Annotated in this window: 13 protein-coding genes; 3 read left to right on the top strand and 10 right to left on the bottom strand. The window is 52.7% G+C overall.

The features are described 5' to 3' along the window. The first annotated feature begins 690 nt into the window (after positions 1-690). Entirely contained in the window at positions 691-1,371 is a 681-nt protein-coding gene (locus RBB76_RS22095) for a DUF2971 domain-containing protein (protein ID WP_433963467.1), read from the top strand. On the opposite strand, the gene RBB76_RS22090 is transcribed toward RBB76_RS22095, so the two are convergent. Continuing rightward, on the bottom strand, positions 1,351-2,403 hold the full coding sequence (locus RBB76_RS22090) for a hypothetical protein (protein ID WP_433963480.1): 1,053 nt from the start codon (positions 2,401-2,403) through the stop codon (positions 1,351-1,353). The genes RBB76_RS22095 and RBB76_RS22090 overlap by 21 nt on opposite strands. Positions 2,404-2,852: 449 nt before the next feature. Between RBB76_RS22090 and RBB76_RS22085 the strand changes: the two genes are divergently transcribed. Beyond that, positions 2,853-3,134: a hypothetical protein gene (locus tag RBB76_RS22085; protein ID WP_429634248.1), complete on the top strand. Its 282-nt coding sequence runs from the start codon at positions 2,853-2,855 to the stop codon at positions 3,132-3,134. Positions 3,135-3,720: 586 nt separating this feature from the next. Here the strand turns inward: RBB76_RS22085 and RBB76_RS22080 are convergent. From RBB76_RS22080 to RBB76_RS22065, 4 genes are all read right to left on the bottom strand, one after another. After that, positions 3,721-3,927, bottom strand: coding sequence for a hypothetical protein (locus RBB76_RS22080; RefSeq protein WP_429634250.1), 207 nt, complete (start codon positions 3,925-3,927; stop codon positions 3,721-3,723). A gap of 862 nt (positions 3,928-4,789) precedes the next feature. Next, entirely contained in the window at positions 4,790-5,449 is a 660-nt protein-coding gene (locus RBB76_RS22075; protein WP_429634252.1) for a PEP-CTERM sorting domain-containing protein, read from the bottom strand. A 2,304-nt stretch (positions 5,450-7,753) separates the two neighbouring features. Continuing rightward, positions 7,754-8,176: a hypothetical protein gene (locus RBB76_RS22070; RefSeq protein ID WP_429634254.1), complete on the bottom strand. Its 423-nt coding sequence runs from the start codon at positions 8,174-8,176 to the stop codon at positions 7,754-7,756. 1,233 nt (positions 8,177-9,409) lie between these two features. After that, on the bottom strand, positions 9,410-9,979 hold the full coding sequence (locus tag RBB76_RS22065) for a hypothetical protein (protein ID WP_429634256.1): 570 nt from the start codon (positions 9,977-9,979) through the stop codon (positions 9,410-9,412). A gap of 130 nt (positions 9,980-10,109) precedes the next feature. On the opposite strand from RBB76_RS22065, the gene RBB76_RS22060 reads away from it, so the two are divergent. After that, the gene (locus RBB76_RS22060) at positions 10,110-10,634 is read left to right on the top strand and encodes a hypothetical protein (protein WP_429634258.1); all 525 of its coding nucleotides are present in this window, start codon (positions 10,110-10,112) and stop codon (positions 10,632-10,634) included. A 321-nt stretch (positions 10,635-10,955) separates the two neighbouring features. Here the strand turns inward: RBB76_RS22060 and RBB76_RS22055 are convergent, their stop codons facing one another. The 5 genes from RBB76_RS22055 to RBB76_RS22035 all read right to left on the bottom strand — a co-directional run bounded on the left by RBB76_RS22055 (position 10,956) and on the right by RBB76_RS22035 (position 14,611). After that, positions 10,956-11,315, bottom strand: a complete 360-nt coding sequence (locus tag RBB76_RS22055; protein ID WP_433963580.1) for an ankyrin repeat domain-containing protein — start codon at positions 11,313-11,315, stop codon at positions 10,956-10,958. Between the two features lie 279 nt (positions 11,316-11,594). Next, complete coding sequence (locus RBB76_RS22050; RefSeq protein ID WP_429634260.1) at positions 11,595-11,921, bottom strand: hypothetical protein; 327 nt, start codon at positions 11,919-11,921, stop codon at positions 11,595-11,597. 1,286 nt (positions 11,922-13,207) lie between these two features. Beyond that, positions 13,208-13,792, bottom strand: coding sequence for a hypothetical protein (locus RBB76_RS22045; protein ID WP_429634262.1), 585 nt, complete (start codon positions 13,790-13,792; stop codon positions 13,208-13,210). Positions 13,793-14,272: 480 nt separating this feature from the next. Then, positions 14,273-14,452 carry an alpha/beta fold hydrolase gene (locus RBB76_RS22040; protein ID WP_429634264.1) on the bottom strand — a complete coding sequence of 60 codons (180 nt, stop codon included), beginning with the start codon at positions 14,450-14,452 and terminating at the stop codon, positions 14,273-14,275. A 9-nt stretch (positions 14,453-14,461) separates the two neighbouring features. Continuing rightward, positions 14,462-14,611, bottom strand: coding sequence for an alpha/beta fold hydrolase (locus RBB76_RS22035; protein WP_429634266.1), 150 nt, complete (start codon positions 14,609-14,611; stop codon positions 14,462-14,464). Positions 14,612-15,281 lie beyond the last annotated feature (670 nt).

Here is a 15,281-nt window from a genome sequence, read left to right as displayed (position 1 = left end):
ATGCCTCTCCGCTTTTCTTCTGGCAGTGCCCAGAGAATCCAATGTCAAGGTGGCAGTCCTCAGATGTTCTACCACCCAACTCTAGACCATCTCGCCCGGCAGCCTGAAGGGTCAAGCGCTGATATACATAGCTTGGAGGATATCGCCCGAGTGATCTATGCGATTAGAGGCCTTACTATACCCCTCTCGAGGGGCATAAACGGCAACGATCTTGTTGGTGATCGTTGGAAAGCTCGAAATTACACTTGGCTGTTGGCTGTCTGAACCTATTAACTCATGCGTATTCGCGCTGAGTTGTCTCACATATCGACTTAGGAGACAGCAGCCTTGTTACCGAGTATTCAGGACCGCAAGTTCGATCGATCCAAGTATCTGCATCACTTCTTTGACCTCACAATCACCACGCAAACACCGTCCCAGGTTGCATGATCCAGGCCGCTTGGCGGGATGTTTTTCATCGTAACAAGGCCCAGATGCGAACCGTCCAGCTGGAAATGATTCCGTAAATAATTGCGAACTAAGATCGCACGAGCGCGGGAGCGGGCTAACTGTTCCGCTGCGTCTGCTTCACTCGACTATCCTTCCACAAGGATTGGACTTGCGGCGATGGAATCTCCACGGTTCGCAATACCGCTGTCCAGCAGACTCTTGCCTTGTGCTGGGCAGCTTTGGGCTACGAGCCATCTCCATTTGAATGACCGTAAGGAATACAAAATTGCAGCCAAACTCTTGAAGGTAGAGATCGAGAAAACCAAACTAAAGAGCCATGAACGGCGATTACTTTTAGGACTGATAAATCAAGCGCAGCAGGCAAGCTTCATCTTGTCCTTCTCAGAAAGAGGGGATCTTCTAAGCCAGTGGCGAGCATATTGCTCAGAAGGACACGGCTACTCTTTAGGCTTTTCTCAACATCATGCCGTCTTTAGGAGCGCGAAGCAACACTCTTTCAACCTCATCAGGTGTGAATACGACCCGACAAGACAACGAAAGCTCTGCAAACAACTTATCGCCAATTTTGTTGAACGGTATTTTGGCTCTGCCGAGTATCGAGGTAGTGAAGACATGGCCGACCGGATCAAGGCATTTTTCAACCGGTATCAGTGGCAGTACACCCTTGCGCTTCTTAGCTCTTCGCTTAAGCATAAAGGATTTGCTGAAGAGGAAGAATGGCGTTTGGTTAGCCAGTACCCCGATGATTTGATTCCAAACTTGGAATACAGGGTTGGTCGTTTCGGCGTCACGCCTTATTACAGCTTGCCAATCATTGTCGGAGACGAACAGAAACTGATCGATAATTGCAATGACTCTCTTAAGTATGGCAAACAGGAACCTGCATTGAAGCCAGGTATATTAGTTGCCAGCCGAAGCTGAGTAAGCCGTGTCGCGGTAGTAGGTCGGCTTCCATCGCAGTACGTTGGCGGCCGATTTGCAAGGTGTCATCCAGAACAACGCCGTCAGGTAAAGGCGGTTCTTTACACGAGCATGAATCTTCGGCATGAGGTAGCGATCGACCGCATCCTCGCCGACGTTCCAACCGAAGCCGTACACCGGGGTGATTACGAAGTCTTGAAAACCTGTCTCATTTGTCGTCCGTCCCAGATGGGCGACATAGTAGGTGTTCCGCCCGCTGTTGCCGATCGAAGCCTCGCTCACCGGCCCAACTTTCCATTGCGCGCTGTACACTGCCGACCACGCCATTGCCTTCAACCGGCTGCGCCAGTAGTTGCCATTGTTTTCGAACGCCAGCGCGCGCGCCTTGGGATCATTCTGCTCGAAGATGCTGCTTGTAATCGCCCCCATCATCGGATGGCCGATGTCATGCACAATAAATGTCGTATCGTCGGACCACTGGTACCAGCGATAATGCTCGACGCAGTACACATACGTTGACCAGTAAGGATTTGACGTGAGGTCGTTCCGGGTCTCCGTGTCAAGGAGAATGTTCCCCGAATGCTGTGCTGTGAGCCATTCGAACGACTGCCACAGAATCGGCAGCCAGTGTACCTTGCATGGCTTTCCGCGCATTCTGCCTGTTTCGCAACCCTCGCTCAACTGCTCTCTTGCCAACTCTCGATCCGCTGCGGGCACCTTTGTCGCGTCAGTGTCCGCACTTAGGAACATCAAAGGACTGGCCGGAAATTTTGAGGCAGGAATGCCCCTGGCTTTCCCACTTGGAGGAGACCCCGCTGCACCCTCGATCTCGACCATGTTTGGGATCGGAGCGTCAGGAAGCGAGACGAACGGCGCACCTACGTCAGCCGGCGCTACTTTCGGATCGACCGTTGCCGGGTCGCTTGCGCCGAGAGTACTAGCGAAACACGCGGATGCTCCCAACAAAACAAGAACAACCATAATTCCAAGGAGTGGGCCGGGCTGGAAGATGAGACGGAAGTTCAGAGTCAAAGTGGCGCTCCGTAGGTTTGGGAACCAACGTTCAGCGCCAAATGCACAACGTGTGATGCGCGAAACAGAGAGTACTAGGACCGGATCACCGAAGGCAATAAAAAGCTCTACGAGCTAACAAAATGTTCGATCCGCTCAAAGTCGCCAGGTCGCTCTTCGAAGCTTATCTTGCCGGACCCGCGTGGGCGGTTTATATTGAGCCCATCTAGGAGGCCCGTCGAATCCGCGCAACGATGCTGCACCTCATTCTCTGTCTCATGTCAATCCTCGCTGCTTCGCCAGCGGGGACGGCGCAGCAGCCGACGAGAGATTGGGAGGGGATAAGGAGCCTCAAGATCGGAAGCTCGATACGGATAACGCTGTCCAGAGAGAGGTTTTTCTGTGCCTTCGATTCAGCCGACGACAATAGTCTCAACTGCCACAAGAGACAAGCTGGAGTCGATCGCTCCATGTCCCTCCCTAGAACCGACATTCAGTTGATTCGTAGCCGCAATGCGCTAGGTTCGGTGATTGGAGGAGCCTTGATCGGCGCAGCCGTTGGGGCTGGCGCGGGTGCAATTGTCGACTCAAGCGTCAAAAATCCCAGCATCTCCGGCAACGCGAAGTTCACCGGCGGTCTTGCCCGGGCCGGTGGCTTACTCGGCGCTCTTTTCGGCATTGCCACAGAGTTCTTGCCTGGCAAGGTACTTTACCGAGCTAAACCTCGGGAAACCGTTGCCCACCTTGAATGATTCGGCTATGCGTCGTTTGTCAGAGCGTCTGTAGTAACGACCGCACATCACTTTCTCCGATACTAATCAGCCGTCTTCCGACGTGATGTTTTCTTCGAGCCTCTTTTTTTGGGCTTGCTTTCGGACAAGCTGCTTCGAGTGCGTCCATTATATTAACCACCTTGTTCTTGGCGGGCTCTGGCTCAGGCGCAGGCAGCAGCGGCTTCCCCTTCCGTTTGGCTTCGACCAGCTTTTTCACAGCTGCCTCGTAATCGTTCTTGTACGCGGACAGATCAAATTTCGATGTGCTTTGTCGATTAGCTGCTTTGCTAACGCGAGCTCGCCAGAGTCGACAGATGTTTCCTTCTTCAGAGTGCTGACATCCTGACGAAATCGGGGTGAGGTACGTTCTTGGTAGTCGAGATCGACAGAGCTTTCAGAGCGGACGCTCATAATCTTCCACACGGACTTGGATCGCTCAGGGATAACGCGGTCTCCTGCTTGGGGCATCCGTGGGGGACTGGGGCGCGGCAAGCGGCAGCATTGGATGTGTGGCCTTTTTACGTGCTTTCGCCATAGTGGAAACAGCGTAACAGATCGCAGTTTCCTAATCAGAGTACCTGTTCTGAATTATACCGGCTTTGCATTTGAGTATGCGCTGGCGATGCTCTTCCTGTTCGACACGCAGGACGGATAAGTCTGCCGTACTGGTTACTGATTCATCACAATTGGCGATCTTGTTTTCTAGCGCTTCTATTTCGACTTCAGCGGAGTGAATTTGCTCCATCAATTCGACGTGATTAGGATCAGACATGGTGAAACTCCAAAGCTGCTGAATTCTACGTGCCGTCGGTGTCTCCGGGCGGTCTCTTAACGACCATCGATTCGCCGCAGTCCTTACATTTCCGGTCTCTGGTGTCTTTAGGAGTATCTTCAACAATCTCTGACTTGCCACAGCTCCCGCACGTAATGACAATCTCAGTCCTAAATGCCTCACGTAGCTGCAAAAGCAGACTATTCGACTTTCTGAAGTCCAGTCGTCTTTCGTTACCCAGCCGCTGCAACGCAACCTTGGCGGATACATCGGTCGGACCGCTTCGTTCTACGTCAAGGGTTTCTGCGACTAGTAGTCGATACTTGGCCTCGGATTCCCGAGACTCTCATTTCATTATTGCTTGATCTGGATTTCATATATAGGGACCGGGTGGGCGTGCTCGGGAGTGGCGTGCGGATCTATACCTGCGGCTCACTTCCACGTGCAGTGGATGTGATGCAGCCGTCAGTCGCCTCGTTTTCTCTATTTGTCCCTATTCCTGAGCCTGAACAGAACCAGCGGCCGTCTTGATTTCATCTCTAAAATGGATCGAAAGAGTGACACATTGGGCAAGAGAGGATGTGCTGCTCTAGAGCCCGCCTCGAACGTTTATAGTGGGCTTTTACGAGCGCCAGCTTTCCTTCTACGTGAAGCAGCTTTCCTTCGTTCAATATCGTACGCGCAACAATCACCGCACTCCGGAATTGCTCCGCAAGTAGTTCTGTCGCTACTGGGCAAGGGGTTCTTATGTCCGTAAAGGATTTAGATTCTCCGCTGTTCAAGTCCGCTACTCCTGAGCCTCAGCCCAGCCACGCTGCCGAGCCTCGCTCTTGATGTCGTCAAGACCCTCACTCATACGCGGTCACGCGGATCGTAGGCGGCGTCGGCTGAGTTCCGAGAGTGCTGCGACACCGGTTGCAAGCAGGGCTAAGGTTGAGGGCTCAGGAACGGTGGAATTGCCGGTGACTACCGTGGAAGTCGTGTATGTGTCGCTGACAGAGGTAAGAATGAGGCTGCCGGCTGATGTGTACGCAGACAGAGGGCAGTAAAACGATGGAAAGTCTCCTTCGCAATCGGTAACGTCCAGAGGATTCGTAGGAAAATAGAGCCTTCCCACGGTATCGATACCTTCGTATGGGACTATGCTCGTTAAGCTGCCTCCCCCGTAGTAGAACTCGATAACGTTGTTCCCACTATTTGCGGCATAGGTTCCGAGGCCACCTACTGTGATTGTTGTGACCAGGGTAGTTGTCACTCCAGGGTAGGTGGCGTCAAAGAGTATGTAATAACCGATCCCATGGCGCTCGCAGTCATTTTCAATGGAACAGTTAAGAAGTTGATTGCTCGAGAATGTACCTGTAAACGTCACATCCCGGCTGGTGAAGGACTGGCTACCAAGGGTACCGCTTGCCAGTTCCGTGATGGAGAGGCTCACTGTGTCTGCCAAAGCTAAGGGTGTGCTAGCGAGGACTAAAAAGAGAACGAGGGTCGAAGGCAGAAGGAAGCGAGACGAAGGACGCATAAGACCTCCATGAAACGCGTGCTGTTTTCGCTGAAGCTGGCTGTGAGGTGCGCTTCACAATTTACGGAGTCAGCTTACGCTATTCGGGAAGGATGCGACAAGCCCTAGATAAGCGAACACGCTCCCTCGTTACAGAAATCACAGTCTTCACCGTGCTCGACCAGGGCCATGGAGCTATTGGATGTCATTAAGAAGATCAAAGGTTTTTAAGGGATCAAGCGAGTCTGCGCCAATCCTCAATGAACCCCAGATCCTTCAGCTGATCAGCTTCGAGTTCGATCGCCTCACAACATACGTCTATACCATCATCGGGCCAGGCCCGTTCTGCTGTCCCACGGAGATTCTCTATCTGTTCCGCTGAGAGGTTTGCTATCCGAGCCGATGCTCCGAAAACTTCAGGGTTCAGATGGATGGCTGTCAGAGTGGGGGTACCCTTAGCAGCAGCTGTGATTTTCAGGTATCCATCTTTTGTATGAAGGAATGCAAGTCTATAAATCATCGGCAAAGTTGACCAGTCTTTCAGAAGTTGAATTCAGACACGAGGGTGGCGTTGCGAAAGAGAATAACGGCAAACATGAATTTTCTCAACCTCTTCCAGGTCCCCTTCTATTTTATTAGTCACTATGGTTTGAAAGCATCGTACACAGATCGAATTCCAGGTGCCATCTGTATTGAGTTTTCGGAGAAACGATGGGAGAGAAATTTTTGTCACTGTGTAGCCCCAGACCCGTGAGTTTAGCGGACCGAAACCTAAGAGTCTGTCGGCTTCCGGACATTAAGACCGGCTGATCTCATTGCATCTGTCACCACTGTCGCTATGATTCACCATTTCGTCATATGTCCACAGAAGGTCCGCACGGCTCGTGCTCGTCCTGGCAGGCTTTCTCGACTGATACTCTCGTCAGGAACAGGCTTTACACCCGTCACTACCGCGTAGCTTACCGTCACGGTTCGGGCAGCATTGGATCTTGGTTATCATCTAGCGGGATTGTCATCGTTAGACCTCATTACAGGACAGGAATCACAGTCCTCACCATGGTCGACAGGACCATGTCGCAAATCTGGATGTCATTCATGTGGTCCAAGGGTTCGTTAGTGCCTAAACAATCAACTCCTTATTGCTTAGGCGGGTTCGGCCGTAAGTGACGCGTCGGAATCAACTCTCCCGATGGTGTGAGTCTGGCTCCGACCCGCGCCCCGCATTTGCATTGGAGTATTTTTTCAAAAGAATCAATGTCCTATCTCGCTGTGCCTCTTCTGCTCGGGAACGGCTCTTCGGAGTGAGGGGTTCTAGGCACCGATTTCTTATCACAACAGTCATTCCTAAGCCCAAAGTCCCGGAGGCTGCTGCACTCAACTCAAGATCCGGCTGATTCGGAGCGTAACACGCGACCAGAAAACCTATCCCTTTGTCGGCCAGTTCCGAAGGAATCCAAGTTTATCCAGTTGGTCAGAATCCAGTGACACAGTTTCGCAGCAGATATCAAGATCCTCCCTGCGCCAAGCTGTCTCAGCTGCAAACTGAATGTCTCTTAAATGGTGTTTAGGCACTTTTGCTACATCTGCTGCGGCAACGAGAACACTTGGGTTTAGATGAACAGCGGTTAATGTTGCGCCAGCAGCACAGGCAGTCACTCTGAGATACCCGTCCGGCGTTCGAGTGAACCCAAGTCGGTAGACCATAGGCATAGGGAGAATCCTGCTCAAAGTCGTACCCCATTGCACTTCTCACATTCATTTTGAGTAGTTTCATGGCACCCACTCAACGATGTAGGGGTTGCGTGTGCGAATGGTCGTGTTCAGCGCTTTCGTTGAACTTTCTGTCTCCGATTCCTGCGCTTGTCGAACTGCTCCTGATTCAACTCAATATCAATTCTGGCCTGCGTTCCGCAAGAGTCTGCCTCACTAACTGAATGTCTCTCAAATTTCTCTGGATCAGAGCCGATCGCTTACGCCAGATAGCGGCAAAGATCGAGTTCTGTTGCCACAAAATCACTATGCTGGTTTGCCGTTCGTATCGCGTTGCTCTTGCGTACACCAGCATGGGTCCAAACATGGGTCCGAAATAGGTCCAATAAGCGTTTCGTCGGGTTCTTTCCCGCTCTCTAAAGCATTGATTGATAGCGCTAAGTTACTCAGATTGCGTCAAAACGAGGATTGGGGTAGGTGAGGTCGCTAGCTCGAATCTACTCATACCGACTAGCTTTCCTTTGTAGTTGCCGAAACCCGACTTCTCGGGCACAACGAGATTATTTCCGTTTGCAGGTGATACGGACTTGCGAGCGGATGCATTCCATTGCCTCGTTAGTCTGCTTTTAAGACCAGTATTGGACATGGACTGCCTGCCACTTTTACGCCCGCGGCCCATTTGTACTTGGATTTTGGGAACAAGAACCAATTGATCAAAGGGCCATTAAGGCCGCTCTTAGGCTGGAGAACGAGTATGTCGAACGTTCCTTTGCGGGGAATTACAACTTGGTAATTGCCAACGGGCAAAAGCCCCAAGCGAACCTTGCCATTGTGGTCGGCGGTCGCAGAATGCACCAGTTTGTCTCCAGCATATAGCTGCAACGGGGTCGCGGCAGCAGGCGTGTTATCAAAGAAGACCTGCGAATCAAAAGCTTCGTCGCTGTGCAGGTTTACAGGTGACGGTGGCGGACAATCGTCTGCCCAAGCAATGAAACATATCGAAAAGACGACTAGGAGTGTCGCAAGTCTCAACATCATATCTCCCTGTGGATCGTAACACTAACCTGCGCATGCTCTTCGATTGGATGGTGGTCCAGGTCATTCCGGTAAATCCTGCCCACGCGGTTACGCGGACCGAAGCACTCGCAACGGCGGGACAAAACGCTTGTTCTCAATGTAGACGAACCACGGCCTTAATAAAGGTAAATCGATATCACCTAGTCCCTTCCCGGACTGGAGATCATGCCTCAATAGGTCTAATGGTTTACACCTTTGCTCGGGTAGGAGCTGCCCTTTCGATGAAGGTCGAGGGCCTTTTTGTACCCGGACGACGCTGCTGGGTAAGGCTTCGCGAAAAGGGGGGCAAGGAGCACGGAATCACGGCCATCTCAAGAACGGCGACAAGCCGTAAATCGCACAACGGATGGCCGCCCGATGAATCAGTACGCCCTACCGGGTCTTGTGATCAGCGTAATGATGAAATCTCGCTCGATGAAGTGGAGCGGAGTTGAAGCTGAGCGGATCGGAATTGAGATTTATCTAAAATAAATGTAGGCTTACACTTCGCATTTTGCATATGCATCATCGCGGAGATGGCGATCGAATCCACTAAAATGTTCGCCTTGCTGCGGATTGAGAATCGCAGTCCCTCCCGAGAGGGCGTGCAGACGCTTTACCGCTCCTTATTATTCGCGGCCTCAAGCTTTCTGAGGTCTGCTTGCATGTTCGTTAACGTCCGAGAGTCTGTCTCTCGGCCGATTGCGTCCTCGAGCGATTCCTTCGCATCGTGCACCTCAAGAAAAGCAATACAGCCACTAGCCTGCTTTCTTATCTAGTTTGCGCTCAGGTGAAGCCTCATCGCAGCACTCGACAAGTTTCTAACGTATGAGTAAGGAAGGAAGTTTGTATCCTGGGGAAACTGCATTCTAGCCTCGGGAACGCCAACCTGCACTCCCACCGCCGCGAATGTGACCGCTCTTGGAGAGACCATCTTTCTCACCCGCCGATATTCGGGCGTCATAAACGGTATCGATGAGAAATACCCAGCAGTAAAGTCTTCCTGTCCCCCTTCAACAACGAGAGTGCCTGGTTTGCCGGCGTAAGACACTTGAACGCCTCCAGCGTCTGATTGAACCGAGAGTGCTCGGATTAGTTGGTCAAGTTTGAGGATCTGCGTCTGACCTGCCGCGACAACAATGTCATCTGACTTAGCTGAATTGGCGTTTCCGCTTGAGATCAAAATATGAGCGGAAATGTCTGCTTGTGAGGTGTTCACGAAAGTGACGAACGGGATGACGCTTTTAGTATGGAGGCCTCAACTACGTTACTACTGGTTGTTGCATTTTTCAGATCTGGATTGGGCGCGATGCCAGCAGACGCATGAGTGATGTACGTAAGACTATCGATTTCATCGGTGGTCGAGACGTGGGCAATGGCCGCATCTCTCCAATTCCACGAATAGCGGATCCCCGCGCTGCCGAATAATGATGCATGTTGTCTAGTGGAGGACGGGGCGTCCGCAATGGCATGAGCTATATTTATGCTGACCGACTCGGCCTTTTGCAACGGGATCGGAGCCAGATCATACTCAGTTCCGTCAGCCATCCACAGGACTGGAGTTACTGTCAGCTCCGATGTTTCTAGAACGTTCTTTATATGAAGAACTGATTCAAAATTACCGTCGATGTGCCAGTAACTACTACCGACATCGCGACTGGCCATTGGTGGATCTGAGGTAGGAATTTCACCGGGGTTTACGGCCTTATCTTGAGCATGCGAAATATCGAATGCAGACGAAATGATGAAAACAAACAGAAGTGAACGATGGTCCACAAGCCTCATAAGGTAGCCTCAACTGGCAGATCGATCTACTTACCTTTTCCAGCGGAGTATAGGCATGAACACTTCTCTGCGTCAACAAATAAATAGGGTGCGATGAAATCCGCTCGCATGCCCTGAAAGGAAACAGAGCATGGCATTAGTCATCATGACCGGTGGATCGGGTTCTGGAAAGACGGCTATAGCGAAAGCGATCGAAGTGGATCGTCCTTCGATCAATGTCTGTTGTTTCGATAGCATCGGGGTTCCTTCGGCAGAAGTCATGGCTACTTTTGGAACTGGCCATCAGCCTGGAGGAGCCTGGCAACGAGCCATGACTTTCAAATGGTTCGAAAGAATCGCACCCACTCTCGTCGCAGGCAATACGGTTCTGTTCGAAGGGCAAATGCGAATCGCTTTTATCCGCGAAGCGCTAACCGTTTTCGCAATTGAGAAGGCACGTGTCCTCTGCGTTGAATGTGATGACTACACCCGTGCTCGTCGCTTGACTCACGACAGATCAAAGCCAGAACTGGCCAACGAAAGCATGATGGGTTGGAGTCGCTATCTGCATCAGGAAGCTGTCGAGGCCGGTTACGAGATTCTTGACACCACAGACCTTTCCCTAGCAGAAAGCGTGAGAGCTGTACACTCAATCCTCAAAGCCTGTTCCGAGTGAATCGGAACAGGACTAGTGACGCGAAACGACCTACTTGGATTCAAGACTGGGAACTGAAGTGAGGACTGGGGGAGTGGGTTAGATCGCTGGTTCGAAACTTGTCGCTCCGCCCACTTTGAGATTACTCCCAACCGGGACTCAGCTTAGCCAGTGCAAGTCGGGAACAATACGCGAACATCGACGGCGTTCGCAATTCATTTCAATGTCTGGCTGCAGCATGGGCCACGTGGCATGGAGTATCCGTGAGCGATCTTGAGCAAGTCCGCTCGGAACTTCCACGTGGCAGCCATAAAAAATCCAGGATTGTTTCCGGATTGCGACTTACTGTTTGGGTGTGATTTGGGTGGCGAGAGTTGCGTTGAGGTCCGGGGACAACAGGAGATGTTTCGCCGCGAGCGCTTCTTGGATGGAACGCCCTTGGTTGTCGCGGACGGTGAGGTCGGCCCCGTGCTTGATGTAAAAGCGCATCAGATCGTCGCTGTACGTGGTGAAGATCGGGGTCTCATCGTTGTTGTTGCGGGCGTTGATATCGGCTCCGGCGGCGAGCAGGAGCGCCGCAATTGACGGGCTCCCGGCGTGGTGAAGAGGCGTGTAACCGTTTTTGTCGCGCGCGTGAACGTCTGCGCCGGCTTTGAGAATCAGGCTAGCGCACTCCTCTGCGGTTTCGCGAAGGTGCGGGATCTGCGTGATAGTGAAGGCGACGGTACTGCCCTCGGAGTTTCGGGCGTCGAGATTGGGATGGAAGCTGAGGCAAGCCCTTGAAAAAGGTCGCTGGGGCGGCCGCGGCTTTCGACAGGTACCAGGGCACCGTTCCCCATGACGTGTGGGATTGATGACCTGGATCGCCGCTAATCACTTCATCGCGCGGAGCTTGTTCGGTCTCCGCAAGTTTACACAGATTGTTTCGGTCTAAGTGTTGTGCGTGCGCGAGTTCTCCCTCGATCACCCACCCAGTCTCACCTACCAGGTGATCTTGCTTGGATCGAAATTCTTACCGGCATACTTCGCCCCCAACTCGGTGACTTTATCTGTTCCAGGGCTGAAGTGACGGCCCTTCGCAAAGGCATGCCCAGGGTATTGGTTAGTCATCGGAATCTTGTATGGGATGCTGTTGAATAGGGCGAGCTGCATTTCAAGCGTTCGCTCTGCTCGTCTCCCCTCCACCGTCAGCACATGCCCATCGGTTCCACGTTCGCCAGTGACGATCTCCTGAGCGGTGATCGGCTTTCCCTTCACAAATACACGTCCCGCTTCATCCCCAACATCGTTACGAATGAAATCGCGCATGTCGTCGAACCCCCTGGTGCGCTATGCTGCTGTTGCAGGAGCTAGTTGTAGTGGGAACATTTTCACGGATCTCAATTGCGGAATACATCGGAGTTCCATCGGTATCATCGATCTGATAGGTGATGGACCTCTGTGTACTAAGAAGATCTTCAAGCGCAGTAGCTGTCAACCCGGACTCGCGGGGGTTGGAGGTATGGCTAGGAGGGTGGCGAATGTCGCGAAACGAATATCAGTCGGCTCCCCGGGGAGGGTCGATCGGTCGCAAAACTCCCTCTGAGGGCATCAGCCCGCATTTGATTGTCAGCGAGTGATTTGGCGATTACGCGCGAATCAAACCATAATCTTCGTAATTTTCGAACATTGTTCTTACGTGAGTTCCTTACGTGATCAGAGGAAGCGCTATTTGCAGATCGGGTTTAGCGAAGAGTGAAGCGATCCTGAGGTGTAAACAGTAGGTTCCTGTCGGATCTATGCTCAGCGGTGGATTGTGGCTCTGAGCGATGATCTTTAGGGCACGGCTTGACCTCACATCGGCAGGCATCGCGAGTCGAATCTCAGTGACGGTCCCAAGCCCAACGCTATGTTGAAGAGCTCCGCGCTTCTCTATGGGCCAATCAATCGGTGATGAACCACCCGCCGACTCAAACATCATTGGCTGTCTTGCATCATCGCTATCCGTGGCAACCGAGATCGAAATGCCTCCGGGCAGGTAGGGGGCGTGACCTTCCACATTGGGAGCGCCAACGAGGGAGCAGCATCCGACCGTCGCCATGCAATGCCAAAGGGGCAGGTTCCATTTCTCCGCCAGAGAGAACGTTCATACAAGCCGGTGCGTTGGATCGCATCGCTGCGTACGTCATCTTTGTCGTTCACCCATATGAGTTCAAGAAACAAATTGCCAAAACAATAGCAGACGTTTTGGGTGCTGACCTCGGTGGGTCCGGCGAGAGGTTTCGACTAGGCCCAACGATGCCATTTGATCTACTTCCGGACCATTTGCTTTGACAAACATAAACACATGATCGATCATGCAGGCCTCGCTGCTCGCGTCGTTTAATCATACGAGACTTTGATCGATTAGCGTTGGTAGGGTTTTGGTGGCGCCGACGCACGGTCTGTCGGATTCCAGCAACTTCTGTTCTCATCTGGTGACCATAGGGCCGAGTCACGTTTCCAGACCTGCGCATCCTCGAAACGTGCATCGGCGATAACGCCCTAACCAAGAGCACAGCTGACGAGCAGCGCGTTCATCGGTACCTAGGGGACAGGGTTTAGATTCTGCTCGTCTACGGCTCGCTGATGTAGCGGAGGCTGTCTAGCCAGAGTTCGTGCGCTTTATGCATGAGATGACTACCAGAGCTAGGGTTCTTGCGATCTCCAGGGCCGATGCCTGTCTCCTCGGTAATGACCAGACAATTTCCGGCTTGGGGGACGAAGCGCCAGGCGTGGTAATGACCATGATGGGTCTCTGTTTCATCCGCACCGAACGGAATCCAGCTGATACGTTGGTCTGCCTCAAACTCTACGATGCGGGATTGAATTGGGCTGTTGAAAATCTTTAGACGGTAGAGAGCGCCCTTGCCCGTTTTCTGCGGCGTCTCGTTGGAAACATCCTTAACGATTACGAGCCAGCTTGGCCATGCAGTGACATCGGAGAGCCGAGCAAAAATACGGTGGCAATCTGCATGGATCAGCAGTTCATTATGGGAGAACACGGGGGCGACTGAGGGATCGTAAGCGGCGGGCCAACGAATTGCCATATCGCGACGTGCACGATCTGCTTGCATCTCGCTCGTCTGGGCGTTCAACTTTCTCACGCTCGCTTGGCTCACGAGCAGCATGAATGCAAACACTTTGACCACGCTCTCCATCGAACCTCCACGACACATGGAAGCATAGGCTTTGCAGGCGAGTCCAGCAATACATGGCTCACGCCTAGTGGCGAAGGTCTGCCACCATGCCCTGTTTCTGAGCTGCCCGCGTCGCTGACTGTCGTGAACGGCGTTTATCCGTGCTGATATTTGCTTCTTGCTTGTCTCCACAATCGTATTCACGAAGTTCTGCTGCCAGCATCCAGAACGTAAGAACGTACCGCGATTTTGTGCGGATGAGGTCCGCAAAGTGTTCGTTATCTTCGTTTTCTCGAAACATCCTTCGTGACCAACTCTTTCCGATCTTTTGCGGCTCTAGCCTTGACCTAGGAGATAAATAATGTCATCTCTGAGTATCCAAGAACCTGTGTCGAGTGATTGGGATTGGAGAATAGTCTATGCCCGCGATGTCAGGCGACAATGGGAAACTCTGCGGAGCGCCGGTACCCGGGACCGCTGTATCGAGCAGAGTGAGGCTCCTTACCTGCTCTGGAAATTGCGCGGCCCAGGCATACGCGATCCAGCCGCCCACTCATGACCAACTAAATGAATGCGTTCAGATGTGGCTGTGTTGAGCGCGGCCGATAGCATCTTCGCGACGTTTGCCGTGTCATAGCCTTCGTTAGCGGGCTCCGATTTGCCCGATCCGGGCGGGTCCAAGGCGAAGACCTAATGACGGTCTGCAAGCCTCGGAAAGACTTCGCTATAAGCTTCGGCGGTCTCGGGCCATCCCGGCAAGAGAATCACCGGCGTCCCCGAGCCCGCAACTAATGCGTGAATTCCACCGTCGAGGGTTGCTTTCTTCCAGATCAAGTTCATACGTCTCTCCTCATAAATTGGTTTGCTTTCACTGCGGTCCGTCGATACCAGTATGCCGGCCCGGGACCCATTGCACGCGCAGAAGAAGCTTGTTGCCCTCTAGATGCAACTCTGGGGTACGCCATTCTGCGCTAGACTATCGGCTTGATTTCGGGGAGTCGGCATCGGCGCTCGTGGTCTCCAAGTATTCGTTCGGGGATCGCATTCACACGAATCCAGTGACGGTCTGCCCGCCAGGTGTGGCCAACGGAATCGGCTTTGTGGTCTTACCCTCCACGCTTGAGCAGACTCCACAAATGACATATATCTTGTCTCCGACTGTTATTGCGTAACCGGCGCCACGAGGTCGTGGCAGCGGAGATACCTTTCGATAAGTGTTATTGCTCGGATGGATCGCATCCCACGCTGAGTTTGTCGGCTGCCATGACATCTTCGGCTGGTTAGCAAGGGTGAATCCTCCGAAAATATAGGCCTTGCCGTGGTGTGCTGATGCCATCAAGTGATGTGTGGCCTGGCGCATGTCACGGAGTCCGTCCACCTTGCCCCTTCGGAGTCAAACCGAAAGGCAGCTCCATAAGGCACTTCGCCGGTCAATCGCAACCCCTACGACTCTCCCATGGCTTTCGGCAAAGGCGGAGCCATCTCCCACTCTGAAGCAGCTGACGGCTGA

Origin of the sequence: Tunturiibacter psychrotolerans (assembly GCF_051013365.1) — a bacterium.
GTDB classification, from domain to species: domain Bacteria; phylum Acidobacteriota; class Terriglobia; order Terriglobales; family Acidobacteriaceae; genus Edaphobacter; species Edaphobacter psychrotolerans_A.
The sequence above is the reverse complement of the archived record's forward strand: the minus strand, read 5'-3'. Positions and strand labels throughout refer to the sequence as shown.